This window comes from Pseudomonas sp. 91RF (assembly GCF_003576265.1).
GTDB lineage: Bacteria > Pseudomonadota > Gammaproteobacteria > Pseudomonadales > Pseudomonadaceae > Aquipseudomonas > Aquipseudomonas kribbensis.
The window spans coordinates 21,286-47,672 of record NZ_QWFC01000050.1; the positions used below are offsets into that span (position 1 = coordinate 21,286).

Consider the following 26,387-nt stretch of genomic DNA (forward strand, 5'->3'; position numbering starts at 1 on the left):
GGCTCAGGTCGCCGTTGCTGTGACAGAGGGACGGGAAGGTTTGCGCAATGCATCCAGCCGCGAACCGCTGTAGCGGGTTTCGCGGTAGAAACGCCAGCGAGCGAACAGGGTGTACACGTTCATGATCCGGCCCTGTTCGGTGTAACCCATGCGCAGGTGCAGCTTGAGCGCCGGGATGTTGTGGAATTCGCAGACATCCACGACCTTGTCGCAGCCCTGGGCAGCCATGGCTTTCCACAGCTCCAGTTGCAGGTCCACCGACAGTTCGGTGCCCCAATAGGAACGGGTCAGTTCACCGCCGAACTCGAAGAACTCGCCGGGCTTCACCGGGAACATGCAGCCGTAATAGTGGCGGTCGAAATAGTCCCGGGCGCTCCCCCAGATGAAGGCCACCGCATCGCCGTGATCGTCGAGGTGCATGTGCCCGGTGTGACCTTCACTGGCCAGCTCCGCCATGGTGCCCACGCGGTCACCGAAGTAGCGGGCGAAGGCGCTGGCGTTGTCCGGCGTGATCTTCACCACCCGCAGCGGCGGATACGGTTTGAGGCTGTGGGGCGGCACCGGGCTGACGAGGTCGCGCTCCATCCACAGCAGTTCCTGATGGGAAAAGACGTAGTGTTTCCACACCTTCGCCAGCGTCGCACGCAGGCCTTTTTGTTTGATGTGTTCGCTGATTTTTGTCACAACGTTCATGGTCGTTACTCCTGATGACGTGGCATCGCGCGGCAAGTGGCCTGCGCGGCAGGACATCAACGGGCGGATCATCAAGTGCGCCAGCTCAGGGAAAACAGGGTCTGCCCCGGCAGCTCGAAGCGCACGCGCCCGTCCTGGCAACGGAAGGGCGCGTCGCGGCTGCGGTTGTCGGCGCCGAAGTAGCGCAGGGCGCCGTTGTTCAACGGGCACTTGGCGCCCGCCAGATCGACACGCTGCAACCGCGTGCCCTTGTTCACACCCAGCAAGCCGCGCTGATCGTCGCCGGCCATCGCCAGCACATCGACTTCGAAGGCATCGTTTTCCAGCCACAGCACCTTGTGCAACCAGTGTTGCTGGATGAACTGCTGGGCCAGGCCCACGGGTTTGAGTTCGAAGTGTTGTTCATCCGCCGAGACGCGCAGCATGCCTTTCGGATACTCCGGCTCATCGGCGGCCTGGAACCAGTTGAGCATCGTCAGCAAGCCGTCCTGGGAGGCGTTGATCACCACCGAGGCCCACCACAGCGAGGTGTAATGGGTTTCCTGATCGTAGGGGCTCAGGCTTGAACCGCTGGAGAGATTGGTCTGATCCAGCAGCAAGGCCTTGCGTGGCTGGCCCTTGGCATCGAGGCCCACCAGATCGGCGGCGCGGCGCACGCTGTCGCGGTACACACGGGTGGCGAGCAGGTCGCGGATCATCCATTCATGCCAGGCCAGTGCATCGACCTGATCGGCGGACTCGCCCAGCAGACGCCGGGCCCAGTCGATGCCGCGTTTGCTCGCGGCGTTGTCGGCGAACGGGCCGTTCACCAGCCGCGAACTGGCCGGCATCGCGATGCGCACACCGGCCCGGGCGTTGGCCGGATCGCTGCGCACCTGGCGGGCCATGCTGGTGAAGATCGAGCGGTATTGCTCGTAGCTCGAATAATTGAGATTGGGCTCGTCGGCAAAGCCGATGTAGTGCGTGCCTTTGCCGCCAAGCAGCCGGGTGCTCGCGAGCCAGGCGTCGAGGCCGCCGTTGCTTTGCACGTCGGCACGCAAGTCGGCTTGACGCTGGCTGCCGGCAAGCAAAGTGATGTCCTGACGAATGCCGAAACGGTCCTGATAGACCTGGCGAAACGCATCTTCGAACTGCGGCTTCTTCGCCGTCACATCGACGAAGCTGTAGTAACTGGCGGCCGTCGGTTTCAGCGCATCGAGGGCGGCATGGCTGGCGGGCGGCGGCATCACGTAGGGCAGGGCGATGCCCAGGTCCGGCGTGCGGCCGAGGACTTTGTCGTGCAGGGTCAGGCGGGTCTGGCCGTCGTCTTCGCGCAGCGGTTTGAGCTGCTGCGGGTTTTGCGCGAACAGATTGGCCGTGCCATCGAGCCAGAACGCCGCTTTGCCACTGCCTTGCAGACGCAGGCGCCAGACTTGTTCGCGATCGCTGACCGGCAGCGCGACCTGATCGAATTGCCAATAGGCGCGATAAGGTTTCAGTGCCAGTGACAGCTGTTGGCCGTCGTCGACCCGCTGCGCTTGCAGGGCGCTGACGCCGCCGTGGAACTTGCCTGCGAGCACCGCGTGTTCACCCGGTGCAATCTTGAAAAACAACTCATCGCCGTCACGGGTTTCCGCGCTGAAATGCACCTTGGCCGGGGCGAACAGTGCGACGGTGTTTTCGTCGTGCTCGACCCGGTAATTACGAAAGCTGTAGCCGGGGATTTCCAGCTGATAACTCGCCGCGCCCGGCGCCAACGGCCAGCTCTGGCTGCCACGGGTTTCGCTGGCCTTGATGAAGCGCTCGCCCTGCAATTTGCCCTGGCCGTCGAGCAGGTACAGGTGCTCTTCGTTGGCGTCCGCCTGCCATGCCGGCGCCCAGCGCACGGTCACGGTGTCGGGGTGATCCGCTTGCAGATACAGGCTGCCGTCGCGAATGTCGCCCCAGCGCATCGACGCCGCAAAGGCGTCCAGCGACAGGCCGAGACCGAGCAGCAGGGCCAGACTTTTCATGCAGCCTTCCGACGTTGCAGCATCAGCCACATCGGCGCGATGTCGGCGGGCAGGATGATCAGGGTTTGCCAGAACGGCACGCCGCTCAACCGGCAATACAACACCAGCATCGCCACGGTCACCGCCAGATAGGCAATCGACGATGCCGCTGCGGCGCCGACAATCCCGTAAGCCGGGATCAGCACCACGTTCAGCGCCAGGTTGAGCAGGGCGCCAAGGCCCATCAGCAGCGATACGCTGCCGGGGCGATTCTTGCCCAGCAGATCCAGCCGCAGAATGCTCGCGTAGCACAGGCCCAAGAGGCCAGGAAGCAACGCCAGCAACGCCGGATACGCCGGTTGATAGGCAACGCCAAACAGAGTGACGATCAGCCATTCGCCGATTACCGCCATGGTCAGGCAGGCACCGAGCATCACCGTGGCGGTCAGGCGCAGGGCCAGCGGGGTGACCTTGTCCATGCCTTCGTCCTGTTGCAGCAGGCGTTTCATCAGCGGCGTGGTCACCGCTTCCGGGACGATCAGCAGCAGTTCGGCGGCGGCGCTGGCCATGGCGTAATGACCCAGCGCGGTACTGCCGAGCAGGGCGCCGATGAACAGGTAATCGGAACGCAGGATGACTTGCTGGAACAGCAGATCCGGATGGCTGCGGGCGCTGTAGCGCAGCAGTTCGTTCTGGCTGGCGCGATCCCATTGCAGCTGCAACGGCTGCGCGCGTTTGAGCCAGACCCAACCGGCCAGCACCACCAGACTGATTCCCGCCAGCCAGCTGATCAGCGCCGCTTCCAGGGCCGCTTCCTTCCACATCCAGAACAGCGCGAGAAACAACAGCAGCGGCGCCAGGGATTCCACCAGACGCAAGGCATTGAAGGCGACCACGCCGCCGGACGCATTGTGCAACGTCAGCAAGCCGCTCTTAAGCACAGTCAACGGCACCGCCAGCAGCAACAGCCAGGCCAGAAGACCGAGTTGTACGGTGACGTCCAGTTCACTGCCGAACTCGCGCACCAGCGCCACCACCAGCAAGGTCAACAACCCCGCCAGCAAGCAACCGAACACCAGCACCTGAGCCAGAAGCAAACCCATCGGCCGCTGCTTGGCGGCCTGGTAACCGACGGCGGAATTCAAGCCACCGCTGGTGGCCGCGCTGATCAGGTCGGGCAGGGTGCTGAGCAGGGCGAACAGTCCGCGTTCACTGGGGCCGAGGATTCGCGCCAGCAACACATTCCTCAGCAGGCGCAGGGCGATCATGGCCAGTTTGGTGCCCATGCTCAGCGCCAGGTGCTTGAGGTAACTGCTTCGACTCATGGTCGCGCCCCGCGAAAGATCCGCCACGACAGCAGCTCGGGGTTGCGCGCCGTGCGTTGACTGACACCGAAGCGCGGCAGGTTCAGTGGATCACCGGCGCCGCGATAGATGCCGGTGCCGGTGCCGAGGGCGAACGGATAGTCGTGATTGGCAATTTGTTCGCGGACTCGCGCGTCGTTGTCGCCGTTGGGGTAGCAGTACACCGGCAATGGCCGGTTGCAGCCGTTGTTCAGGGCGTCGCGGCTGCGGCTGATTTCTTCGCTCAGGCGCACATCGTCGAGACCGGTGAGGATCGCGTGGCTGGCACCGTGAGGACCGAAACGCACCAGACCCGAAGCCTCCATCGCCCGCACCTGATGCCAGTCGAGCGCCTGGGGCAGTGACTCTGGCGGGCATTCGTTGGTCAGGCGTTCGAGGATCGAAGGGTCGGTGTTCTTCAAGCTTTGCAGATAGTGCAGCAACGTCAGGCTGCGACGATCCACATCGATGTCGTCCATCAGCACCGGCAACGGGTGGTGGAGCGCCTGCAGGCAGTCGATCAGGTGCATGCGCGGTTTTTCGCCGTGGCTGCCCCACAGGGTTTCACCGATGCTTTCCCACCAGAAGCGCTGGCGGCTGCCGATGAAATCCGTGGACAGGAAAATGCTCGCCGGCACCTGATGCTTCTGCAGCAGCGGGAAGGCGTTGGCCGCGTTGTCGCGCCAGCCGTCATCGAAGGTCAGCGCCACTTGCGGGCGCTCGCGGCGCAGGGCGTTGGGCTGGAGGATTTCCATCAGCGGCACGCAGTCGAAGTGCCTGCGCAGCCACACCAGCAAATGCTCGAAGGCTTTCGGGCCGACGCACAGTTCGTTGCGATGCGGCAGGTCGGCGGCGCGGTCATTGGACAGCACCCGGTGCAACATCAGGATCACCCCGGCGCCGTGCAACTGGTTTCGTCCCACGGGCGAGTTGAGATAGAGCCAGCCACTGGTGCGTTTTATCAGTTGTTTGATCGCCATGGCTTGAGCCCTCTCAACGGTTTTGGTCAGGGTTCCACTGGGCGTAACGCTGGCCGCGCAGGAACTGCCACAGGCCGATGCTCATGCCCGCCAATGTCACCAGCAGGAATGCCGCAAGGCGGAACGGTTTGGGTAAGCGGTGTTGCGAATCCAGCAGACCGGCAATCGCGATGGCGTAGCCGATCAGTTGCGCGATCAGGCTCAGGCGATAGAAACCGTGGTCGTCCCACAGCCAGAAATTGCTCAGCAGCAGCGGCAGCAACAGGATCGGCGCCAGCCGCCGGATCAGTTTGTGGCTGATCAGCGCAATCGAGTACAGCCCGTGCTTGAGCGGGTTGAGCAGCTCACTGCGCTGGGCCAGGCTTTGCAGGCCGCCGACGGTGACCCGTTGGCGCCGGCGGAATTGCTTGTCCGCTTCATCGACGCCGTGGTCGATCACTTGCGCTTCAGGCACGTAAACGATGCGTTTGAATTTGACCGGGGCGCAGGTGCTGATGAAGAAGTCGTCGTTGACTTCCGCCGGTACGTCTTCGAACAGTTCCCGGCGCAGGGCGAGCAGGGCACCGTCGGCGGAGACCATGCAACCGGTGCGGTTCTCGACCCGGCGCAGCCAGCCTTCGTAATGCCGATAGAGGCTGTCGCCGACACTCAAGCCACCGCCAGTGACCGGGATCACCATGTGCCCGGCGCAGGCCCCGACCTGCGGATCGCTGAGGGGCGCGAGCAGGTAGCCGAGGGTTTCCCGCGACCACTGGTTGTCGGCATCGGTGAACACCAGAATGTCGCCCGTGGCCAGGGCCACGCCGGCATTGAGTGTCGCGGCCTTGCCCTGGCGCGGCAGGTCGAGCACGGTGATCCGTGGGTCGACCACCTTGTGCGCGCAAGCCACGGTGTCGTCGCTGGAACCGTCATTGGCCAGAATGATTTGCAGGGTGGCCGGCTGATAATCCTGGGACAGCAGCGAACGCAGCTTGTGTTCGATATGCCGTGCCTCGTTGTGCGCGGCGATCACGATGCTGATGTTCAGCGGTGGCGCCGGGCTGTGGCGCCACGCCGGAAACAGCGGCGCCAGCAGCGTCAGCAGCAGCGGGTAGCCGACGTAGGCGTACACCGGCAGCAACAGGCACATCCAGAAAATGAACTCAGCCACGGGCAGGCCTCCTGGCGTTCCAATGACACAGACTGAGAATGAACGCCGCGCCGGCCAGGTGCAGGCGTACCCAATGCAGGCCCCACAGTTGCAGGGTCAGGCCGATATCGTGCTGGCGGCGACTCTGACGAATGCTGAGAACCAGCGCCGGGATCGTGGTCATGAACACCATGACCGCGGCGTGATGGGGAAAACCGTTGAGCAGCGCGGAAATCGCCAGCAGGTCCAGCAGCCACGCCGCCAGCGACAACAGCGGAAAGCGCAGCAGGCGCAAACTGAAACCGTGAGTGCGCAGCAGTTGCAGATGACTGCCCTGGCGCCACATTTCCTTGCCCATCCATTCGCGCCAGTTCATTTCGTAGCCCCAGTGCAGGGCCACGGATTCGTTGACCGACAGCAGCCGCGCGCCCTGTTCGCTCTGGCGCAGGGTGAACTCCTTGTCTTCGCCGGTACGCAGGGACTCGTTGAACCCGCCGACCTTGTCGAACCAGCGCCGATGCATCAGCAGGTTGGAGCTGGGCAACCAGTCCACGGCGTGGGCGGTGTGACTGGTCGGACGCAGGGTGCGGCGTTGCCAGGCCACGGCGTACCACGGTGCAGAGGCGGGGGTGTGCAGATCCAGCCCGAACACATCGGCGTGGCCCTCGGCTTCGAGGGCGAACAGCCCGGTGAGCCAGTCTTCGGGCATCTCGATGTCGGCGTCGATGAACGCCAGCCAGTCACCGGTGGCGACGGCGGTGCCGCGATTGCGCAGGGCGCCGATCAACACGCCCGGCACCACCAGCACTTGCGCGCCGAACTGGCGGGCGATCTGCGGGCCGTCATCGCTGGAGCCGTTATCGACCACGATCAGTTCGCACTCGACATTGGCCGCATGGGCGGCTTTCTGCGCCGCCAGCAGGGTGCGGCCGATGTGGCGGCCCTCGTTGTACATCGGGATGACGACACTGATCCGGCTCATGCCCTGGTCTCCACCAACGGTGCTTGCTCGGCCTTCAGGCGCAGGACGCTGGTGAGCGCGAGCATGATCCACACGTACTTCTGGTTCGGTGCACTGAGGAACATCAGAAACAGGGTCAGCGACAGGAAGCCCACCCCCAGGTGGGTCATCATGTCGGCCTGTTCCCAGTCGCGGCGCTGCATCCAGGCGCGGCGTGCGCGGATCAGGTTGTACAGGCCCAGCCCGAGCATGCCGACGAACAGCAGCCCGGCAGGAATCCCCAGTTCGCTGAAGATTTCCAGGTAGGTGTTGTGGGCCCGGCGGTACAGGTCACCGATCTTGCGGTTGGCGGAAAACGCCTTGGCGTATCCGGTGGTGGCGTAATGCAGGGGAAAGGTGCCGGGGCCGGAACCGAGCAGCGGGTTCTCGCGGATCATCTGGCTGCCGACCACGATGTACGAAGCGCGGCGCCCCAGGGATTCGTCATCGTGGCCACGGGCGCCGGCACTGAGCACGCTCAGCGACTGGATACGCGCCAGATAGCCGGCGGGCATCGCATAGATCGCCAGCGGAATCACGATCGCCAGGCCAAGCATGGCGAAGCCCAAGTGCCGTGGGCGGATGCGTGTCAGTTGCGCGCGGTAGTGCCAGCAACCGATCACCAGACTCAACGCCAGCACCACCAGCCCGGAGCGCGATTCGGTCTTGGTCATGCCGCCGAGCAGCAGCAGACAGCAACCGCCCCAGAACAACCGGTGCAACAGGTTGGGGCTACGAATGATCAGCAGCAGGCCCAGCGGCACGGCGAAGGCGATCAGCATGGCGAAGGCGTTCGGGTCTTCGAGCAGGCCGGCGGCACGGCCCTGATCCTGGAATTTGGTCGAAAACATCGCCATCGCACAGGTGGCGCTGACGGCCAGCGTCACCAGGCGGGCGAACAGGTCGAGGTTCAATTCGCGACCGATCAGCAAGGTGATGACGAACAGGATCAGACCGACGCTGAGTTCGCGCAGATGACCCAGAGACATGCCCATGTCATCGGTGTTGAGCAGGCTCAGAAAGTACAGAACCATGAACCAGATCAGGTAACGCCAGATGTTGCTGCGCAGGCGTTCCGCCGGAATCTGATGCATTGCCAGTTGCAGCATCAGGATCACGGCCAGCGACGCGCCGATCAGCTTGCTGCCCGACAGCGAGCTGTCCTTGAAGAAACCCTCGAACGGCACCAGCGCGGCGATGCCGAGCAGGCCCCAGGTCGGCTTGCGGTAGAGCACGGCGAACCCCACCAGACCGAGCACCGCGCCCGGCGCAAGATAGGGCCAGGGGCTGGCCAGCAAGGCTATGCAGACCAGACCCAGCAAGCTGACGATCGAGAGCGGGAAAATCATGCGCGTGCCTCCCGTGCCGTGCGGATGTACAGCTGCGACCAGCGTTCGGCCAGGGCCTTGAGGTCGTAGCGGTCCTGTTGTGTGCGTTTTGCGTTGTCCCGCAGCCTGCGCGCCAGCCCGCTGTCGCTCAGCAGCGTGTCGAGCTGACGGCCCAGGGCGTTGCTGTCGGTCGGCGCGGCGAGCAGGCCGTTGTGCCGGTGTTCCAGCACATCGGGAATCCCGCCGACCGCAAAGGCCACCACCGGCACGCCGGTCTGCATGGCCTCGAGCAAAATCATCGGTGTGCCTTCGGTGCGCGAACTGATCACCAGCGCGTCGAGTCGCTGCCACCAGTGGCGCATATCGTTCTGATAACCCGGCAGACGAATGCGCTGCTGCAACCCGGCGGCGTCGATCCGCGCCTGCAACGCCTCGCGTTCCGGGCCGTCACCAAGCATCACAGCGTCGAGCTGCGTGTGCTGATGACACAGCGGGATCAGGGCATCGAGAAACAGGTCCGGGCCTTTTTCGCTGCTCAGCCGGCCGACATATCCGGCGAGCCAGCGCGGATTTTCAGCTTGCAGCGTTTGCTGAGCGACCGCTGCCGGCAGGCCGTTGGGGATCACTTGCAGCTTCTCCGCCCGCACGCTGGCCTGGCGGTGCAGCACCGCGATGCTTTCGGCCACGCACACCACCCGGTCCACCGAGGCAGTGCGGCACAGTTGCAGGCTGAGCCAGGTGTAGAACTTCTGCTTGCGGCTGCGCGGGGTGAAACCGTGTTGCGTGATCACCAGCGGCAGACGCAACAGCGAAGCGCCCACCCAGCCGAACAACAGGCCCTTGAAATTATGGGTGTTGATCAACGGACGCTCCGCCCGGCGCTGGCGCAGATGCCCGAGCAGTGCACCGAGTCCGGCGCAACCTTGCGCATCGACGCCGGCCTCGCGAAAGCGCTCGATCAGCTCTGCTGGCGCATCGAGAAACAGCACCTGATGCTGCCCCGGTGTCGCCAGGCAATGATCCAGCAACATCCGCTCGGCCCCGTAGAAGCCGCCGCTGCTGAGCAAATGAATGATCGGCAGCGCGGCGTTCGGGGAGGACGGCGTGTTCAATTGCGCACCCAGTGCACGAAGCTTGGCACGGTCCAGTTCTTGTGCGGATTGCCGGGCTGGGTGCTCTGATCGTTGATCACCAGCAGCACCGGTACGCCCAGCTCGTGGCTGATTTGCGCCGGGTGTTTGAAGCGGTGATCGAAGAACTCACGCACGTAGACCAGGGCAATCGCCAGCAGCAGACCGGTGAACAGACCGAACGGAATGATCAGCAGCGGTTTGGGGAACGCCGCTTCGGTCGGCTCGAACGGCGGGCTCAGGACCCGGGCGTTCGACAGGTCGTCGTTCAACGCGCGGGTGGTGCTGCTTTCGGCGAAGCGTTGGGCGTAGGTCGAGAACGCGGCGTGCAGGGCGTCGATTTCGGTGTCCATCTGCCGCAGTTTGCTTTGGGTCTGCTGCAGGTCATGGATGCGCGACTTGAACTCGGCGATGCGCGCCGTCTTCTGATCGATCACCTGTTGCACCACCGCCAGATCGTTGGTGCGTTCCTGAATGCGGTTGCTCACCACTTTGAGGAACTGCTGGCGGGTGCGGGCGATCTGTTCGCGGGTCAACAGCATCGGCTCGCTGCCGGGCTGGAACACCGCCAGATCGTTCATGTAGCGGCTGACCTGGGTGGTCAGTTGCTCGCCCAATTGTTTGATCTCCCGGTCTTCGAACGCCACGTTGTCGACGGTGGTGGTGAAGGTGTAGGGGAAGGTGTAGTCATTGAGCTTGTTGTTGCTGGCGGCGGCCAGGCTGGTTTTCAGGTATTCCAGCCAGCGCTGGCTTTGCAGCAGGCGATCCTGATACAGGTTCAGTGCCTGCTCTTCAGTGTTGATCGCGTTCAGGCGGAAGGTGATTTCTTCCTTCGGATCCGCCGCGCCGACACGTTCCAGCAAGGCCTGGCGATTGGCTTCCAGGCCGTCGAGGCGCACTTGATACAGGTGCTTTTTGGTCTCGTAGAAGGACTGCGGCAGGTCGATCGATTGCAGCGCCTGACGGCTGACCAGATAGTTCTGCAGCAGGGCGGCGACGAAAGTCGTGCCTTGATGCGGATCCGGGAAGCTGTAGACGATCGAAATCACGTTGGAGCCGGGCAGGGTCTCGATCTTCAGGCTGTCGATGGCCTGTTGCGTCAGCCCGTCGAGCACGGTGTCACGCACCGGATCGGTCTCCAGCCCCAGCAGATTGCGCAGCGGGTTGATCAGGTACTGACGCAGGGGCGAGGTGATGTAGCGCCGGAACGGATCGCCGATCAGTTTGGCGAACATTCCGGGGGGCGGGGTGTATTCACCCTTGTCCCGCAATTCGCTGATGGTCTGACGGATCAGCGCCGGCGAACGCAGGATGTTGCTCTCGGTCTCCATGTCCGCCAGTGACGGCGGGATGAAGGTGGCGTTGTCCACGGTCAGCGACGTGGTGGCATCGCCCTGGGAGAGTTTTTTCGACTGCACGATCACCTGGGCGGTGATATCGAAGCTCTGTTTGAGCACCATCGGCAGCACCAGCGCGATCACTGCAAAGATCAGGAAGACACGCTTCACCAGTCGCTTGTTGGCGAAGAAGATCCTGAAGAACTCATGCAGGTAGTTTTCCTTTGGATTCATGTCAGGTCACCCGAGAGTCAGTTGTTGTTGCTGCCCTTGTTGTCGACGCGGTAGCCGAAGCTGAACCCCACGCCCTGGAACAGCACTACGTCGGCCAGTTGCCGGGCCAGATCACCGGCACTCGCCAGTTTGGTCTTCGGCACGTAGAGCATGTCGTCCGGTTGCAGGTAGGCAATCTGCGAGGCGTCGCCGGCCAGCGCTTTCTCGACGTCGTAGCGCACGGCCTGCACCTGATTGCCGTTGCGCCGCATGATCATCACCGAGTCCAGACGCGCCTTGACGTTGGTGCCTCGGGCCAGGGTCAGTGCTTCGAGCACAGAAACCGGCCGGCGGATCGGATAGGAACCTGGCTGACCGACTTCACCCAGCACATAGATCTCGTTGCCGGCGGTGGACTTGAGCAGCACGTCCACGGTCATCCTTCCCGGCAGTTGCGCATAGCGTTTGTTGAGGAAGGTTTCCAGTTGATTGACGGTCATGCCTTGCAGCGGCACGGCGCCGATTTCCGGGAAGCTCGCGTAGCCGTCAGTGCCCACGGTGATCTCGCGGCTCATGCCGGTGGCCGGGTGGTTGAGGGCGCTTTTCAGGTTCTGCTCGTTGGTCAGCGGACTGATGATCTGCACGGTCAGTTGATTGCGATTGGGCTGGAACAACTGTTTGCGCTGATAGGCGCGCTGGATTTCATCCCGGGCCTCATCGCTGGTCAGCCCGGCGATTTTCACCGAAGTGTTGGCGCCCGGCAGATTAATGGTGCCGTCCGGCAGCACCAGTTGATTGCCGTTGAGCTGGCTGGCAGCGGTGAAGTTCAGGCCGATCTGGTCACCCGACTGCACGCGGTAAGCATCCGAGCCGCTGGTGCTGATGTGGAAGATCACGTCCAGCACATCCTGCGGGCGCAGGGTCTGCTCGACCTTCGGCATGTCGGTGGCCTGGGCGTTGGCCGGGGTGGCGGTGAGGATATTCACCGGCATGGTCTGGGTTTCGGAGTTGCTGGAGCAACCTGCAAGCGGCAGCATCAGCAGAACCAGTATCTTGGCGTTCATTGCGTCATCCCTCGCGTTGCTTACAGGTTTTTGTACAGCCATTTGGGCATGTAGTACTTGCGCCGGTTGAACACACTGCCGACCACTTTCGCCCCGGCCTGGGTCAGCCGTTGCACCGCGGCCTGGGCGACTTCCCAGCGGGTGTCCTCGGCACGGACCACGAACACCACGCCGTCGGCCTGGGTGCTGAGCACCAGGGTGTCGGCGGCGGAGTACACGGCATCGCCGTCGATCACCACGAAGCGGTACTGGCTGCCCAACTGGTCGAGCAACGGGCTGAGGCGCTCGGCGGTGAGCATGTCCATGGTGCGGATCGGCCGGCCGTTGGGCAGTACATGGAAGGGCAGGCTCGACACCTGCACCACGCAGTCCTGCAACAGCGGTGGGTTGTCGGGGTTGAACAGCAGGTCGCGCAGACCGCGCTCCTTGCCCAGGTTGAGTTGCTGGGTGAGGTTGTTCGCCGATTGGCTGGCATCGACGTACAACACCAGTCCGCTGCTCATCTGTGCCAGTTGACTGGCCATGGCCAGGGCGCTGGTGGTGGTGCCGGCGCCGGGGTTGGCGGCGGTCAGGAACAGGATCCGCAGATCCAGGTCCAGCACGGTCGACGTCAGGTTCGACTCGCTGGGGCTGGCAATGCTCAGGCTTTTGTTGGTTGAACCGTCCATTAGCTTGCTCCGTGGCCGCTGAATACTTTGAAAGGGGTTTTCAACAGGATCTTCAAATCAAGCAACAGGCTCTGCTCGGCGATGTAGCTGAGGTCCAACTCAACGCGCTGGTCGAAGTCGATATTGCTGCGCCCGGAGATCTGCCACAGGCCGGTCATGCCGGGGTAGATCGCCAGACGGGCGAGGTGCTTGTCCTTGTAGCGGTAGGCGTTGAACGAGGTCGGACGAGGGCCGACCAGGCGCATGTCGCCGGTCACCACATTGATCAGGTTGGGCAGTTCGTCGAGGCTGGTGCGCCGCAGGAAGCCGCCGATCCGGGTGATGCGCGGATCCTGGTCAATCTTGAAGTCGATGGCGTCGGCACCGTGCTTGTTGAGGTGGCGCAGCGACTCTTTCAGTTCTTCGGCGTTGGCGACCATGGTGCGAAATTTGTACATGCCGAACTTGCGGCCGCGATAGCCGGTGCGTTTCTGCACGAACATCACCGGGCCTTTGCTGGTGAACTTGATGGCGAGTGCCAGGCCGATCAGCAGCGGCGAAATCATCACCAGAATCACCAGCGCGCCGAAGCAGGCCAGCACCCGGTTGGTGCGCGACAGCTGCCATGGCCGACCACCCTCGCGTCCGGTCACCCAGCCTTGCCCCTGGCGGTGAATGGCCGCGTCGAGGCGCATTCGGTGTTCCGGATCCATGCGTTTGTCACGAACCAGATGTTGGATCGGTACACCTTTCTCATGTCCAGTCATGGAGTCCTCCGCTGGTGTTCAGCCGCGAACGGCGCGTGGGCGACAGGCAGTCGGGTAGTAATCGCGATACCAGGCGATGAAACGCCCGAGGCCTTCATCCAGCTCTATCCGGGGCTGGAACCCGGTGGCCTGGGCCAGATCGTCGGTGTCGGCACAGGTGTTGAGCACATCACCCGGTTGCAGGGGCAGCAGCTCGACAATGGCTTTCTGGCCGAGGTGTTTTTCCATCAGGGCCAGGTAGGTTTTCAGCTCCACCGGATGGTGGCCGCCGATGTTGAACAGGCACCACGGCGCCATGCTGCTGCCCGCGTCAGGGTGCTCACGGTCCCATTCCGGATGGGTATGCGGCGGGTGGACCGTGAGGCGGGCAATGCTCTCGACGATGTCGTCGATGTAGGTGAAATCACGCTGGTGCAGGCCGTAGTTGAACAGCTTTAACGGCAGGCCTTCGGTGATGGCCCGGGCGAACTGGATCGGCGACATGTCCGGCCGGCCCCAGGGCCCGTACACCGTGAAAAAGCGCAGCCCGGTGCAGGGAATGCCGAACAGGTAGCTGTAGCTGTGGGCCATCAGCTCATTGGCTTTTTTGGTCGCGGCGTACAGCGACAGCGGATGATTGACGTCGTCATGCACCGTGTACGGCGTGTGCTGGTTGGCGCCGTACACCGAACTCGACGAGGCATAGATCAGATGCTCGACCGGGTGGTGCCGGCAGCTTTCCAGAATGTTCAGGAAACCACTGAGATTGCTGTTCAGATAGGCCTGTGGATTTTCCAGCGAATAACGCACCCCGGCCTGCGCCGCCAGGTGGATCACCACTTGCGGGCACTCGCGGACAAACAGCGCATCGACCGCGGCGGCGTCGGCCAGATCGACTCTGGCGATCTGGAAATCGCCGACCTGGCCGCGCACCCAGCGCACGCGGTCATGCTTGAGCTGCGGGTCGTAATAGGCATTGAAATTGTCCAGGCCGATGACCTGATGCCCGTCGCGCATCAGCCGCAACACGCAATGAGCGCCAATGAACCCGGCCGCACCGGTGACGAGGATTTTCATGACCGCAACCCGTCAGGCGCGATATGCCGCAGACCGATGCCGCTGTAGTGCAAGCCGGCGGCCGCCACTTGTTCCGGGTTGTAGAGATTGCGCCCGTCGATGATCACCTTCGAACGCAGCTTGTCGGCCAGCAGTTCGAAATCCACCACGCGAAAGTTCTTCCACTCGGTGCAGATCACCAGTGCGTCGGCGTCTTCCAGAGTGTCGTCGCGGGTGGCGCACAGGTGCAGGTCATCGCGGTAACCGTAAATGCGCCGGCATTCGGACATGGCTTCAGGATCGTAGGCCTGCACGCTGGCGCCTTCGGCCCACAGGGCATCCATCAGATAACGGCTGGGGGCTTCGCGCATGTCATCGGTGTTGGGTTTGAACGCCAGGCCCCAGATGGCGATGGACTTGCCGGCCAGGCCTTGGGGGAACTGCGCTTTCAGTTTGCTGAACAGGATGTGCCGCTGCGTATCGTTGACGTCGGTGACACTGCGCAGCAACTTCAGCGGCATGCCGTTGTGCTCGGCGGTGTGCAGCAGGGCGCGCAGATCCTTGGGAAAGCACGAGCCACCGAAGCCGCAGCCGGGGTAGATGAAGTGATAGCCGATGCGCGGGTCGGAGCCGATGCCCTTGCGCACGGCTTCGATGTCGGCGCCCAGCAATTCGGTGAGGTTGGCCAGTTCGTTCATGAAGCTGATGCGGGTGGCGAGCATCGCGTTGGCCGCGTACTTGGTCAGCTCGGCGCTGCGGTTGTCCATGAACATCAGTTTTTCGTGGTTGCGGCAGAACGGCGCGTAGAGTTCGCTCAACTGTTCCCGTGCTTCAGGGTCCAGGGTGCCGACGATGATCCGGTCCGGGCGCATGCAGTCGGCGAGGGCGCTGCCCTCCTTGAGGAATTCCGGGTTGGACACGATCCGCACGTTCAGGCCGCTTTTGCCGCGTCGGCGCAGTTCGTTGTTGGCGGTGTCGAGTACCTGATCCGCCGTGCCGACCGGCACCGTGGACTTGATGATCAGGGTGCGATCGGCCTCCATGAAGCTTGCGATCTGCCGTGCCACGTTGAGCACGTGGCTGAGGTCGGCGGAACCGTCTTCGTCAGCCGGAGTGCCCACGGCGATGAAGATCAGTTCGGCGTGTTCAACGGCATCGCTGGCCTGAGTGGTGAACAGCAAGCGCCCGGCCTTGATGTTTTCTTCCAAAGTTGCCGACAGACCCGGTTCACTGATAGGCGGAACTGCCTGTTGCAGTTGTTTAATCTTGTTCGGGTCTATATCGACACACAGTACTCGATGTCCGATATCGGCAAGTGCCGCAGCTTGTATCAGGCCAACATAGCCCGTACCAAATACGCTCACGTCCATATTGGCGTGCCTCGTAAGACGGTGGAGGAAGATCGAATTGGAACTGTCAAAAGGGGTATAGCGCAGGGTGGGAAAAGCGTGTCAGCAAAATGACATGTTGCATGTGTATAACACCCCCGTTTTTGGGGGCTAATAGCCATCAAGTACTTGCTGCATCTGGATTTGTCCCGTCCTTGACATGTTTTTCACAATTCAAAGAAAACGATAAACGGTCGTAGGCCGCAAAATTCAAGGGCTGTAGAGACTTGGGTGTGTCAGTAATGAGTCAATGTTTTTTTGACGCTTTTGGCAAAAGTCCGACAATTCTTGCGCTTTGATAGCGCGGTGCTAGTGTCAGAAATTGACCGACAATTCATTGACCGTGCCCCGTCGGCAGCGCCCCGGAACCGCCATGTTTCGATATTTGAAAGAACTGCTTTTAGTTATTTATCTATTGCTTTATTCCGATTATTACCTTGAACGTTTAAACGCCATGGGTATCGGTCCGGCAGTACTGCTTTTTGGCGCGATGTTTTTGGCGCTGACTTTCGCATTACTACTAACGGCGTATATAAGGCAGACTTTCATTCGGCACTTGTTCGCATTGGCGATGTTTATTTCGGCGGTGTTCTTTGATGTCTATACACGGGTCACCGCCGATTACCTGACGTACAGCAGTTTTGTCTCGCTGGTGTATTCGGGTGGCTTCATCCAGGAAGCGGCGTACCAATACCGGGATGCGATCGTCCACGGGGTGCTCAACGGTCTTTTGCTATTGGTCGGCATCGGCCAGCGGCCCCGTCATTCGATTCCGGTTCCCAACGCGTTGCGAGTCGCGGCGCCGGTGCTGGGGGTGTTGCTGCTCAGCGCCGTGCTGTTCGTGCGGGCCGGGGAGGGCGCACGGGGTTTGCCGATCATGTACACGCCGCTGGCCTACCTCAACCTGTTTGGCTACGAGGCGCTGCACAACACCGTCGGCCCCCGTGAGCCGGTGACCCTGGCGCGCAACGGCCCGGCGGTGGGCCACGACATCGTGCTGATCATCGACGAAAGCATTTCCGGCAATTACCTGGACATCAACGCGCCGTTCGGCGTGCACAGCAACCTCAAGCAGGTGCATCCCGGCGTCGAGATCTTCAATTACGGCTATGCGGCGTCCATCGCCAATTGCAGCGCCGACACCAACGTCACCCTGCGTTACGGCGGCACCCGCGCCGATTACATGCGCATCAACAGTACGCTGCCGTCAATCTGGCAATACGCGAAAAAGGCCGGCCTGCGCACCGTGTACATCGACGCCCAGCGCACCGGCGGCAACCTGCAGAACCTGATGACCGACACCGAGAAAAAGGACATCGACGAATTCGTGCAATTCGACCAGACCAGCGTCCGCGACCGCGACATGGCCGCCGCTGCCAAGCTGATCGAGCTGCTCAACGACGACAAACCGGAGCTGGTGGTGATCAACAAGGTCGGCGCGCATTTCCCGGTGCATGACAAATACCCGGACGCTTTCATGGCTTATCGCCCGACCTTGCCGCGCGGCCAGTTCACCGAAATCGCCGACACCGGCAAGCGCGACGGCTTCAACGGCCAGCCGGATGACTGGGTGCTGTACCGCAACGCCTACAAGAACACCGTGTTGTGGAATGTCGGCGAGTTTTTCTCGCGGGTGTTTGCCCAAGCCAACCTGAACAACGCGCTGCTGATCTACACCTCGGACCACGGCCAGGACCTGCACGAACGTGGCAACCCGGGGCTCAACACCCATTGCGGCGGCGATCCGGTGGAAGAAGAAGGACTGGTGCCGCTGGTGGTGATTCAGGGCGATCAGCTGCACACCCTCGACTGGTCGGCACAACTGGCGGCCAACAAGGACCGCTCCAGTCACTACAACATCTTCCCGACCCTGCTGCAGTTGATGGGCTACGACCTGACGGGGATCGAGTCGGTCTACGGCAAACCGCTGAGCGTGCCGACGACGGACGAATTCACCTTCAACTACCGCTTCAATGCGCGGTTGGGGGCCAGGCCCGAGTGGAAGCATATCGACCTGAACAGCATCGTCACGCCGGGTGAGGCGCCGACGAGTGTGGCGGTGGGTCAGTGATTTATTGGTTGTTTTGGCTGGCCTTATCGCGAGCAGGCTCGCTCCCACATTTGGAATGCGGTTCCCTGTGGGAGCGAGCCTGCTCGCGATGAGGGCGGATCAGACACTGCAGAGTTCAGATCCATTCCTTGTATCCGCTATCCTTGGCCGACACGGATCGATCGGATGGCGGCATGCTCCAGGTTCAAAACGTCTTCAAAAGCTTCCTCACCCCCCAAGGCCCGCTGCCTGTGTTGCAAGGCATCGACCTGACGCTCAAGCCCGGCAGCAGTCTGGCGCTGATGGGCGAGTCGGGCAGCGGCAAGAGCACGCTGCTGCACCTGATCGCCGGTCTGGATAAAGTCGACAGCGGCAGCATCCGCAGCGGCGAACATCGACTCGACGCAATGAGCGAAGCGCAACTGGCCAACTGGCGGCGCACGGAAATCGGTCTGGTGTTCCAGCAATACAACCTGATCGGCAGCCTGCGTATCGAAGACAACCTGGCGTTTCAGGCGCGACTTGCCGGGTGCCATGACCCGCGCTGGCAGAATCATCTGGTACAGCGTCTGGGGTTGGGCGATCTGCTCAAGCGTTATCCCGAACAACTTTCCGGCGGTCAGCAGCAACGGGTCGCGCTCGGCCGGGCGCTGGCGTCGCGGCCCAAATTGTTGCTGGCCGATGAACCGACCGGCAGCCTCGACGAAGCGACCAGCGACGAGGTGCTGCGGCTGTTGCTGGAGTTGCTCGACGACACGCCGACCACGTTGCTGATGGTCACCCACAGTCAGCGCGTGGCCGCGCGACTGGCGGAGCGGGTGGTGTTGTCCAGCGGTCGTTTGACGTGAGGGTTTTCCGGCAAACGCTGATCGCCTTGCTCAGTCACTGGCGGCGACACCCGGTGCAGTTTTTCAGCGTGCTCACCGGGTTGTGGCTGGCCACCAGCCTGTTGACCGGTGTCGAGGCGCTCAACAGTCAGGCGCGGGACAGTTACGCTCGCGCCAGCCAGATGATCGGCGGCGAACCCCAGGCCAGCCTGAGTGCGCCGAATGGCGCGACGTTTTCCCAGCAGTGGTTTGTCGATCTGCGCCGTCAGGGCTGGCCGGTATCGCCGGTGCTGCAAGGCCGTCTGATCCTCAAGGGCCATGAATCCCAGCGCCTGCAACTAATGGGCATCGAACCGGTGTCGCTGCCGGCCGACAGTGCGGTGGCCGGGCAGGCGATGCCGATCGAGCGCATCGTCGAATTCTTCAGCCCGCCGGGCAGCACCTGGATTTCCCCCGACACCTTGCAAGCGTTGAATCTGACCGAGGGTGCGACACCGCAAACCGAAACCGGCCAGACGTTGCCGCCGCTGCGGGCGCAAAAAGACATGGCGCCCGGCGTGCTGCTGGTGGACATCGGTGTCGCTCAACGCGTGCTCGAACAATCCGATCAACTGTCGCGGCTGCTGTTGCCCAAGGATTTTCATGCCGACGTACCGGCCGCGTTCAAAGGCCAGTTGCAGTTAAAGAGCAGCGGCGAAGAAAACAATCTGTCGCGGCTGACCGAAAGCTTTCACCTCAACCTCGATGCCCTTGGTTTTCTCTCGTTTGTCGTCGGCCTGTTCATCGTGCATGCCGCCATCGGTCTGGCGCTGGAGCAGCGTCGCGGGCTGCTGCGCACGTTGCGTGCCTGCGGTGTCAGTGCGCGAATGCTGATCGCTTGCCTGATCGTCGAACTCGGTGCGTTGGCGTTGATCGGCGGACTGTTTGGCGTCGTCAGCGGCTACTGGCTGGCCAGTGTGCTGCTGCCGGATGTCGCCGCCAGCCTGCGCGGGTTGTATGGCGCGGAAGTGGCGGGGCAGTTGCGCCTGAGTCCCTGGTGGTGGTTCAGCGGTATCGGTTTGAGCCTGCTCGGCGCGTTGCTGGCCGGGGCCAACAGTCTGCTGCGAGCGGCGCGGCTGCCGTTGCTGGCGGTGGCCGATCCGCAGGCCTGGCATGAACAGCATGCACGTTGGTTGCGTCGGCAGGGCTGGGTGGCCGGAGTGTTTGCGGCGATTGCGTTGATCGCGTTGGTGTTGGGCGACAGTCTCGCCAGCGGATTTGTGTTGATGGCCGGGTTGTTGCTCGGCGCCGCGCTGGCGCTGCCGGTGGTGCTCAGTGCGCTGTTGAACGGTTTGCTCGGGCGCCGTCGTTCGGTGCTGGGGCAGTGGTTTCTCGCCGACTGCCGACAGCAATTGCCGGCACTGAGTCTGGCGTTGATGGCGCTGTTGCTGGCGATGGCAGCCAACATCGGCGCTGGCAGCATGACCGCCGGTTTCCGCCAGACCTTCAACGACTGGCTCGAACAACGGCTCACTGCCGAGCTCTATCTGAACCCGAACAATCCGGCTCAGGCCCGCGAGCTGTACAGCTGGCTCAAGCAACAGCCGAGTGTCACGGCGATCCTGCCCAACTGGCAGGTTTCGGTGACGCTGCAAGGCTGGCCGACCGAGGTGTTCGGCATCATCGACCATCCGCACTATCGTCAGCACTGGCCGCTGCTCGAAGCCCGGGGCAACGATCCTTGGGCTTTGCTGGCCACGGATGATGCGGTGATGCTCAGCGAGCAACTCGCGCGCCGGCTCAAGGTGCGGCCGGGGGATCACCTGACGATTCCCACGCCGGGTCTGTCATGGTCGCCGCGCATCGTCGGGATCTACGCCGACTACGGCAATCCCAAGGGTCATGTGCTGGTCAACAGCAATCATTTGCTGCGCAGTTGGCCGCAGTTGACGCCGAATCGCTTCAACCTGCGGATCGAGCCGGAAAAGATTCCGGCATTGCTCAGCGCCTTGCAGGCACGCTTCCAGCTCGACGACAGCCGCATCGTCGATCAGGCGCGGCTCAAGGGCTGGTCGGTGCAGGTTTTTGAGCGGACCTTTGCCGCGACGGCTGCGCTCAACAGCCTGACGCTGGCGGTCGCCGGTGTGGCGTTGTTCATCAGTCTGCTGACCCAGAGCCAGAGCCGCCTCGGCCAATTGGCGCCGTTGTGGGCCTTGGGTGTGACGCGGCGGCAACTGATGCTGCTCAACCTTGGCCAGACCTGGTTGCTGGCGGTGCTGACCCTGGTGCTGGCGTTGCCGTTGGGCATCGGGCTGGCGTGGTGTCTGGATGCGGTGATCAATGTGCAGGCCTTTGGCTGGCGCCTGCCGTTGCGGGTGTTTCCGTTGCAGTTGCTGCAACTGACCGGGCTGGCGCTGCTGGCGACGCTACTGGCCTCGGCGTGGCCGCTGTATTCGCTGTACCGCACGCAACCGGCGGACTTGTTGAGGACGTTTGCCCATGAGGATTAACTTCGCCGTGGTGTGCCTGGCGCTGTTGCTCAGTGGCTGCGACAAACCGGCGCCGGAGCAGAAAGGCTTCGCCGGGATGGGCGCTCAGGCGCAGGCCTTTACGCCGGTGGTGCCGGGGCGGGTGTTCAGCTTTCCGGCGGATCACGGCGCCCACGACGGTTTTCGTATCGAGTGGTGGTACGTGACCGCCAACCTCAAGGATGCCCAGGGCAATGACTTTGGCGTGCAGTGGACGTTGTTTCGCAGCGCGTTGAATGCTTCGCCGGAGCAAACGGGCTGGGCCAATCAAACGATCTGGCTCGGTCATGCGGCGGTGACCTCGGCCAGCGTCCATCACGCCGCCGAGCGGTATGCCCGTGGCGGCGTCGGGCAGGCGGGAGTGAGTGCGGTGCCGTTCGAGGCGTGGATCGACGACTGGCGCTTCGTCAGTCAGGCGAGCGATCCGTTGGGCGACATGCAGCTCAGCGCGAAGGACAAAAACTTCAGCTACCAACTGCGGCTGACGTCCAGCCGTCCGCTGGTGCTGCAAGGTGATCACGGTTTCAGTCAGAAATCCGAACAGGGCCAGGCGTCGTATTACTACAGCCAGCCGTTTTTCCAGGCCAGCGGCACCCTGCAAATCGACGGCAAGACCTACACCGTCAACGGCCCGGCCTGGCTCGACCGCGAATGGAGCAGCCAACCGCTGACCGCCAACCAGACGGGATGGGACTGGTTCTCCCTGCACCTTGATGACGGCGCGCACGTCATGCTTTACCGCATGCGCCAAAAGGAGGGCGCGCCGTACCTCACCGGCACCTGGATTGGCGCTGATGGCCAGACTGAAACGCTGCACTCTGACCAGATCAAACTGACGCCGCAGGAAACCGCGAAGGTTGCGGGTCGTTCGATGCCAGTGCGCTGGTCGATCGGGATTCCGGAAAAGAACCTGCAGATCACCCTCGATGCAATCAATCCAAGCGCCTGGATGGGGTTGCGTATTCCGTACTGGGAAGGGCCGGTGCGGTTGAGCGGCAGTCAGGGCGGGCGCGGTTATCTGGAGATGACCGGGTACTGATTCACCCTGTGCCAAGAGCGACGGCGGATCAGCGTCTATGCTCCTTGGCACGCACGGCGCCGAATGCGCCGTGTGCTGCCATCCATCACAGGGAACGTACCGCTTATGAAGCTTCAATCACTGTCGCACGCCATTGCCCTCGCCACTGTCCTGTCCGCCTCCACGGCGTTCGCGGCCGATATACCTTTGTCGGCGACTGTCGAGAAGGATCAGGTCACCACCAAAGTCCTGGCGGTTGATCCGGCCAATCATCAGGTTGTCCTTGAAGGCGAAGAAGGTCGCCAGGTGCATGTTCAGCTCAGCGACAAGGCGAAAAACCTCGCCAACCTGAAGGTTGGCGACAAGGTCGACATTCAAGTCACCCGTTCCGTGGCGGCTTTCCTGGACACCGACGTGGATAAAGGTCTGCCTGGCTCCACCGAGCGTACCGGCGAGCTGCGCAACGCCGTGGGCAGCAGCAACCCTGGCGGTGAAGCATTCCGCCAGATTCAGGTACAACTGAAAATCACCAGAATTGATTTGAAGAAAAACCAGGTCACCCTGGAAAACCCTTCGGGCCAGTCGAAAACCCTCAATGTCGAAAAGCCTGAAATCCAAGCCAAGCTGAAAGATCTGAAAATCGGGCAGAGTGTCGTGGTCACTTACACCGATGTATTAAAAGTGACCAGTGAACATGAAAGCTGAGTATTAACTCTACAGCGTGACTGTTCTTGTACAAGTAGTGGTATGAGAACAGTCATATAAAGTGAACGGATCCGATAATTCTGAAAGTTTCTCGGGAAATATCGGTGATCAATATCCGTTAACGTTTTAGTACATAAATTTCATCCTCAATTAGCACGACATATCCGCCAACTTCCATTAAAATCCTTCCCGTTCGCCCAGTGTCAGGGCTCTTTACCGGTGCATGGATTGCCAGGCCATTACACTGGGCGGACACCTCCTCCGGAGAGAGGACTAAAGAATTCGGATAAAAAAGGGCGACTGTGAAGTCGCCCTTTTTTATTGTTCTCAGGATTTGGCAGGCCGCATGCCTTGCTGCATCTGAATACGCTTGAGTGTTTGCTGGTACATGGTGGTGCGGCGGTGGGTTTTCGCGTAGCCACCGGCAGCCGCCACGGTGCCGGCCTGGATGTGGTCCAGGTAGCGGAAGATCGTCCGCGGCGAAAGAAATCTGATGCCGTAACCAAGGCTGCTTAATCGATCCTGCAGCGTGTATCCCGGGACCCGGTCATCCATCGAAAAATGCAGACCATGAGCCTTGATCAACCGGGCATTCCACAAGGTGCAGAAGCTCTTCAGGTGGGTTTCCCGGTAGGGTTTTGGCTCCCGGGAACGCAGGCCCAATTGCAGTTTTGCTCGCCGGAAATAGTGTTTGAAGTAACGCGAAGACAAGCGCCAGGTGTCTCTTAAAACACCCCGGTCAAGCTGTTCGACACAACCGACGGCTGCTGTATCCAAAGATTGCATGCACTCTTTCATCATTATTGAAAAGACAGTGCTGTCGAATACGAAAGTATCGGTGTGCAGTAAAAACAGGTAATCGGTTTCAACCTTTTCAAGTGCCAGATCGAGTGCCTTGCCGTGAGCAATATGCCCGGCTTCTTTGCAAGGGGAAGGGCGCTCGATCAAGTTGATCCAGTCCAGGGAGCGCAAGTAAGCCAGGCTTTCGTCGGCAGAATCGTTGTCCACCACCCACACCGGAATTTGCTGTTCCTTGACGTATTCCTGGAGAAACTCCAGGCACATCCGGGTTATTTCCGGGGTTTTGTAATTGACCAATACAAGACTGAACGCGGGCTGTTGTGCCGAGGGGAAATCAAACTCTCTCATGGACTGGGCTCACATCGAAATGAATGGCTTTGTGTGCGGCAATCAACGCTCGCACTCGCTGCTTCGTGGCCCGGATGGTAGGGACGCAACCTTAGTTCAAACTTAATTTCGAAACGCTCGGCGTCGGCCGACTTGTAACGGCTTGCGACGCCTGCGCGAGCAGCGCACACGGCGATATTCCACGGTAAGATGCGCCGCCCTTTTCAGATCAAGGAAGACAACGGCCCGCGCCGTTCGCCACGGATGAAACCACTTTCCCTCTACCACCCGGCCCTCTACTGGCTGCGCGTGTGGCAAAAAAGACTGTTCCGCCACATCGCCTGGCACTGCTCGAGCAAACGCTACGCACGGCCCGCCGCGACGCCTGAGCGCTTGCCGTATCGCTACCTCAAACACACCTCCAAACTGATCCGCAAACTCGGCGACTCCGACCCGGCGCTGCAACACAACAAAGTCATCAACCTCAAACTCGCCGTCGCCGCCATCGACGGCGTCACCATCGCCCCCGGCGAATACTTCTCCTTCTGCCGCCTCGTCGGCCGCCCGACCCGCCAACGCGGCTACGTCGAAGGCATGGAACTGTCCTTCGGCCAGGCCCGCACCGGCATCGGCGGCGGCATCTGCCAACTCAGCAACCTCATCCACTGGATGGCCATTCACTCACCCCTGGTCGTCATCGAACGCGCCAACCACAGCTTCGACCCTTTCCCGGACGACGGCCGCGTCCTGCCGTTCGGCTCCGGCGCGGCGATCTTCTACAACTACATCGACCTGGTGCTGCACAACCCGACGGATCGGAGCTTTCAGCTGAAGCTGAAGGTGGGGGAGACGCAACTGGAGGGGGAGTTGTTGTGTGATCGGGAACGGGAGTATCGGTATCACGTGTTTGAGTTGGGGCACCGGTTTGTGCGGGAGGGGGGAAGGGTGTTTCGGGAGAATGAGATTTGGCGGGAGGTGAGGGAGAAGGGGCAGGTGGGGGCGTTGGTGGAGAGGGAGAAGTTGTATGGGAATCGGGTGGTGGTTAAGTATGAGGTTGAAGAGGAGGCTTTTGAGGTGACGTAAATCTATTGTTTGTAGTTGTTTTTACTTTGATCGATTCACAAGGACGTTTCAATGAACCGTAGTTTCAAGACGTTTATCCCTGCCAGCGTGGCGTTTTTTATTCTGTTCAACGCTGGCAACACGTGGGCACAGCCGCCGCGAGCATTGTACGACGCGATGAAGGGCGGGGTTTGTTCGCCTAACTCGGAGCGCTTGCATGAGGACGCGGTAAAGGGCGACCTGCAAGCACAACTGGAATTTGGCAAAGCCATTCAGGAGGATCTTTGCGGTGTGGTGGAACAATTTTCACCTGGCATGCCTGAGGAGTGGTTTCGCAAACCCGCAGAACAAGGTAATGCCGAGGCACAAACCGAACTTGCCCACGAACTGAGTTCAGACTGGAGCGTAGAAGGTGAGGACGCTGGGGTTTACTGGAGTCTGAAAGCAGCTGAGCAGGGCAATGCGAAAGCGCAATTCCAACTGGCGCAGATTTACCATCGTGGTGGTCGCTCGATAAAAAATCTCAAGGATATAGACAAGGCTCTGGCCTACTACCACCAGTCCGCAGAGGGCGGTTATCCCAATGCCTATATGCTATTGGCGATGATTTACCAGAAAGGAGATGGGGGTCCACAGGATGATGTAGCCGCAGCCAAATGGTTCCGTAAGTTCGCCGAGACGGGGAATGCTTCCGGACAGTTTGATTTTGCAGAAGTCCTGGCTGAAGGACGTGGTGTCGAAAAGGATGAAGCCAGTGCCTTCGATTGGTTTGGCAAGTCGGCGGCTCAGGGAAATGAATACGCCCAGTATGAAATGGCTCGGATGTTCGAACAGGGCCGTGGAGCGAAGCGCAATGAACGCGAGGCTGCCAGTCTCTATCGCAAGGCGGCCGATGCTGGATATGGCAAGGCCCAATTGGCGTTGGGAAACATGTACGCACAAGGCAGAGGTGGTTTGACCAAGAGCAAAGCCAAGGCGAAATTCTGGATACTCAAGGCAGTTGAACGCTCGGCTCCAGGGGCAGAGGAGGCGTTAAACAGCCTTTGAAGTGGTAAGCGACAAGGGG

At 61.5% G+C, this 26,387-nt stretch carries 22 protein-coding genes; 7 read left to right on the forward strand and 15 right to left on the reverse strand.

Translation table 11 applies throughout. The features are described 5' to 3' along the window. Positions 1 to 3 precede the first annotated feature (3 nt). The 14 genes from DXT77_RS27105 to DXT77_RS27170 all read right to left on the reverse strand — a co-directional run bounded on the left by DXT77_RS27105 (position 4) and on the right by DXT77_RS27170 (position 16,006). The gene (locus DXT77_RS27105; protein WP_119429852.1) at positions 4 to 693 is read right to left on the reverse strand and encodes an N-acetyltransferase; all 690 of its coding nucleotides are present in this window, start codon (positions 691 to 693) and stop codon (positions 4 to 6) included. 71 nt (positions 694 to 764) lie between these two features. Beyond that, positions 765 to 2,684 carry a hypothetical protein gene (locus DXT77_RS27110; protein WP_119429853.1) on the reverse strand — a complete coding sequence of 640 codons (1,920 nt, stop codon included), beginning with the start codon at positions 2,682 to 2,684 and terminating at the stop codon, positions 765 to 767. Further along, a complete protein-coding gene (locus tag DXT77_RS27115) occupies positions 2,681 to 3,988 on the reverse strand; it encodes a lipopolysaccharide biosynthesis protein (RefSeq protein ID WP_119429854.1) in 1,308 nt (435 codons plus the stop codon). The genes DXT77_RS27110 and DXT77_RS27115 overlap by 4 nt, the downstream gene beginning before the upstream one ends. Next, entirely contained in the window at positions 3,985 to 4,986 is a 1,002-nt protein-coding gene (locus DXT77_RS27120; RefSeq protein WP_119429855.1) for a polysaccharide deacetylase family protein, read from the reverse strand. Before DXT77_RS27120 ends, DXT77_RS27115 begins: the two co-directional genes overlap by 4 nt. Before the next feature lie 13 nt (positions 4,987 to 4,999). Beyond that, a complete protein-coding gene (locus DXT77_RS27125; RefSeq protein WP_119429856.1) occupies positions 5,000 to 6,136 on the reverse strand; it encodes a glycosyltransferase in 1,137 nt (378 codons plus the stop codon). After that, positions 6,129 to 7,097 (reverse strand): glycosyltransferase, encoded by a 969-nt coding sequence (locus tag DXT77_RS27130; protein ID WP_119429857.1) that lies wholly within the window; start codon positions 7,095 to 7,097, stop codon positions 6,129 to 6,131. The genes DXT77_RS27125 and DXT77_RS27130 overlap by 8 nt, the downstream gene beginning before the upstream one ends. Further along, positions 7,094 to 8,464, reverse strand: a complete 1,371-nt coding sequence (locus tag DXT77_RS27135) for an O-antigen ligase (protein ID WP_119429858.1) — start codon at positions 8,462 to 8,464, stop codon at positions 7,094 to 7,096. Before DXT77_RS27135 ends, DXT77_RS27130 begins: the two co-directional genes overlap by 4 nt. Beyond that, positions 8,461 to 9,567 carry a glycosyltransferase family 4 protein gene (locus DXT77_RS27140; RefSeq protein WP_372238698.1) on the reverse strand — a complete coding sequence of 369 codons (1,107 nt, stop codon included), beginning with the start codon at positions 9,565 to 9,567 and terminating at the stop codon, positions 8,461 to 8,463. The genes DXT77_RS27135 and DXT77_RS27140 overlap by 4 nt, the downstream gene beginning before the upstream one ends. After that, positions 9,552 to 11,144, reverse strand: a complete 1,593-nt coding sequence (locus tag DXT77_RS27145) for a Wzz/FepE/Etk N-terminal domain-containing protein (RefSeq protein WP_119429860.1) — start codon at positions 11,142 to 11,144, stop codon at positions 9,552 to 9,554. The genes DXT77_RS27140 and DXT77_RS27145 overlap by 16 nt, the downstream gene beginning before the upstream one ends. 17 nt (positions 11,145 to 11,161) lie before the next feature. Continuing rightward, positions 11,162 to 12,187, reverse strand: coding sequence for a polysaccharide biosynthesis/export family protein (locus DXT77_RS27150; RefSeq protein ID WP_085733202.1), 1,026 nt, complete (start codon positions 12,185 to 12,187; stop codon positions 11,162 to 11,164). Between the two features lie 20 nt (positions 12,188 to 12,207). Continuing rightward, a complete protein-coding gene (locus DXT77_RS27155; RefSeq protein ID WP_085712110.1) occupies positions 12,208 to 12,855 on the reverse strand; it encodes a CpsD/CapB family tyrosine-protein kinase in 648 nt (215 codons plus the stop codon). Further along, a complete protein-coding gene (locus DXT77_RS27160; protein ID WP_085712111.1) occupies positions 12,855 to 13,601 on the reverse strand; it encodes a sugar transferase in 747 nt (248 codons plus the stop codon). Before DXT77_RS27160 ends, DXT77_RS27155 begins: the two co-directional genes overlap by 1 nt. An 18-nt stretch (positions 13,602 to 13,619) precedes the next feature. Continuing rightward, entirely contained in the window at positions 13,620 to 14,657 is a 1,038-nt protein-coding gene (locus DXT77_RS27165) for an NAD-dependent epimerase/dehydratase family protein (RefSeq protein ID WP_085712112.1), read from the reverse strand. Continuing rightward, complete coding sequence (locus tag DXT77_RS27170; protein WP_119429861.1) at positions 14,654 to 16,006, reverse strand: UDP-glucose/GDP-mannose dehydrogenase family protein; 1,353 nt, start codon at positions 16,004 to 16,006, stop codon at positions 14,654 to 14,656. The genes DXT77_RS27165 and DXT77_RS27170 overlap by 4 nt, the downstream gene beginning before the upstream one ends. Before the next feature lie 391 nt (positions 16,007 to 16,397). Here DXT77_RS27170 and DXT77_RS27175 point away from each other — a divergent pair, with 391 nt between their 5' ends. The 5 genes from DXT77_RS27175 (at position 16,398) to DXT77_RS27195 (ending at position 23,131) form a co-directional block, all read left to right on the forward strand. After that, positions 16,398 to 18,095 carry a sulfatase-like hydrolase/transferase gene (locus tag DXT77_RS27175; RefSeq protein ID WP_119429862.1) on the forward strand — a complete coding sequence of 566 codons (1,698 nt, stop codon included), beginning with the start codon at positions 16,398 to 16,400 and terminating at the stop codon, positions 18,093 to 18,095. 173 nt (positions 18,096 to 18,268) lie between these two features. Then, positions 18,269 to 18,922: an ABC transporter ATP-binding protein gene (locus tag DXT77_RS27180; protein ID WP_119429863.1), complete on the forward strand. Its 654-nt coding sequence runs from the start codon at positions 18,269 to 18,271 to the stop codon at positions 18,920 to 18,922. Then, a complete protein-coding gene (locus tag DXT77_RS27185; protein WP_119429864.1) occupies positions 18,919 to 21,390 on the forward strand; it encodes an ABC transporter permease in 2,472 nt (823 codons plus the stop codon). Before DXT77_RS27180 ends, DXT77_RS27185 begins: the two co-directional genes overlap by 4 nt. Further along, complete coding sequence (locus DXT77_RS27190; RefSeq protein WP_119429865.1) at positions 21,380 to 22,447, forward strand: lipocalin-like domain-containing protein; 1,068 nt, start codon at positions 21,380 to 21,382, stop codon at positions 22,445 to 22,447. The genes DXT77_RS27185 and DXT77_RS27190 overlap by 11 nt, the downstream gene beginning before the upstream one ends. Positions 22,448 to 22,552: 105 nt before the next feature. Next, positions 22,553 to 23,131 (forward strand): hypothetical protein, encoded by a 579-nt coding sequence (locus tag DXT77_RS27195; RefSeq protein WP_119429866.1) that lies wholly within the window; start codon positions 22,553 to 22,555, stop codon positions 23,129 to 23,131. A 327-nt stretch (positions 23,132 to 23,458) separates the two neighbouring features. On the opposite strand, the gene DXT77_RS27200 is transcribed toward DXT77_RS27195, so the two are convergent. Further along, positions 23,459 to 24,280, reverse strand: a complete 822-nt coding sequence (locus tag DXT77_RS27200) for a glycosyltransferase family 2 protein (protein WP_119429867.1) — start codon at positions 24,278 to 24,280, stop codon at positions 23,459 to 23,461. Positions 24,281 to 24,523: 243 nt separating this feature from the next. On the opposite strand from DXT77_RS27200, the gene DXT77_RS27205 reads away from it, so the two are divergent. Together DXT77_RS27205 and DXT77_RS27210 are read left to right on the forward strand one after the other, a co-directional pair. Next, entirely contained in the window at positions 24,524 to 25,342 is an 819-nt protein-coding gene (locus DXT77_RS27205) for a VanW family protein (RefSeq protein ID WP_119429874.1), read from the forward strand. Between the two features lie 51 nt (positions 25,343 to 25,393). After that, positions 25,394 to 26,368, forward strand: a complete 975-nt coding sequence (locus DXT77_RS27210; RefSeq protein ID WP_119429868.1) for a tetratricopeptide repeat protein — start codon at positions 25,394 to 25,396, stop codon at positions 26,366 to 26,368. Positions 26,369 to 26,387 lie beyond the last annotated feature (19 nt).

What these genes read in the sequence shown, in the direction of transcription:
- DXT77_RS27105 (WP_119429852.1), bottom strand. Translation starts at nt 693, where the DNA reads ATGAACGTTGTGACAAAAATCAGCGAACACATCAAACAAAAAGGCCTG.
- DXT77_RS27110 (WP_119429853.1), bottom strand. Translation starts at nt 2,684, where the DNA reads ATGAAAAGTCTGGCCCTGCTGCTCGGTCTCGGCCTGTCGCTGGACGCC.
- DXT77_RS27115 (WP_119429854.1), bottom strand. Translation starts at nt 3,988, where the DNA reads ATGAGTCGAAGCAGTTACCTCAAGCACCTGGCGCTGAGCATGGGCACC.
- DXT77_RS27120 (WP_119429855.1), bottom strand. Translation starts at nt 4,986, where the DNA reads ATGGCGATCAAACAACTGATAAAACGCACCAGTGGCTGGCTCTATCTC.
- DXT77_RS27130 (WP_119429857.1), bottom strand. Translation starts at nt 7,097, where the DNA reads ATGAGCCGGATCAGTGTCGTCATCCCGATGTACAACGAGGGCCGCCAC.
- DXT77_RS27135 (WP_119429858.1), bottom strand. Translation starts at nt 8,464, where the DNA reads ATGATTTTCCCGCTCTCGATCGTCAGCTTGCTGGGTCTGGTCTGCATA.
- DXT77_RS27145 (WP_119429860.1), bottom strand. Translation starts at nt 11,144, where the DNA reads ATGAATCCAAAGGAAAACTACCTGCATGAGTTCTTCAGGATCTTCTTC.
- DXT77_RS27150 (WP_085733202.1), bottom strand. Translation starts at nt 12,187, where the DNA reads ATGAACGCCAAGATACTGGTTCTGCTGATGCTGCCGCTTGCAGGTTGC.
- DXT77_RS27155 (WP_085712110.1), bottom strand. Translation starts at nt 12,855, where the DNA reads ATGGACGGTTCAACCAACAAAAGCCTGAGCATTGCCAGCCCCAGCGAG.
- DXT77_RS27160 (WP_085712111.1), bottom strand. Translation starts at nt 13,601, where the DNA reads ATGACTGGACATGAGAAAGGTGTACCGATCCAACATCTGGTTCGTGAC.
- DXT77_RS27165 (WP_085712112.1), bottom strand. Translation starts at nt 14,657, where the DNA reads ATGAAAATCCTCGTCACCGGTGCGGCCGGGTTCATTGGCGCTCATTGC.
- DXT77_RS27170 (WP_119429861.1), bottom strand. Translation starts at nt 16,006, where the DNA reads ATGGACGTGAGCGTATTTGGTACGGGCTATGTTGGCCTGATACAAGCT.
- DXT77_RS27175 (WP_119429862.1), top strand. Translation starts at nt 16,398, where the DNA reads ATGTTTCGATATTTGAAAGAACTGCTTTTAGTTATTTATCTATTGCTT.
- DXT77_RS27180 (WP_119429863.1), top strand. Translation starts at nt 18,269, where the DNA reads ATGCTCCAGGTTCAAAACGTCTTCAAAAGCTTCCTCACCCCCCAAGGC.
- DXT77_RS27190 (WP_119429865.1), top strand. Translation starts at nt 21,380, where the DNA reads ATGAGGATTAACTTCGCCGTGGTGTGCCTGGCGCTGTTGCTCAGTGGC.
- DXT77_RS27195 (WP_119429866.1), top strand. Translation starts at nt 22,553, where the DNA reads ATGAAGCTTCAATCACTGTCGCACGCCATTGCCCTCGCCACTGTCCTG.
- DXT77_RS27200 (WP_119429867.1), bottom strand. Translation starts at nt 24,280, where the DNA reads ATGAGAGAGTTTGATTTCCCCTCGGCACAACAGCCCGCGTTCAGTCTT.
- DXT77_RS27205 (WP_119429874.1), top strand. Translation starts at nt 24,524, where the DNA reads ATGAAACCACTTTCCCTCTACCACCCGGCCCTCTACTGGCTGCGCGTG.
- DXT77_RS27210 (WP_119429868.1), top strand. Translation starts at nt 25,394, where the DNA reads ATGAACCGTAGTTTCAAGACGTTTATCCCTGCCAGCGTGGCGTTTTTT.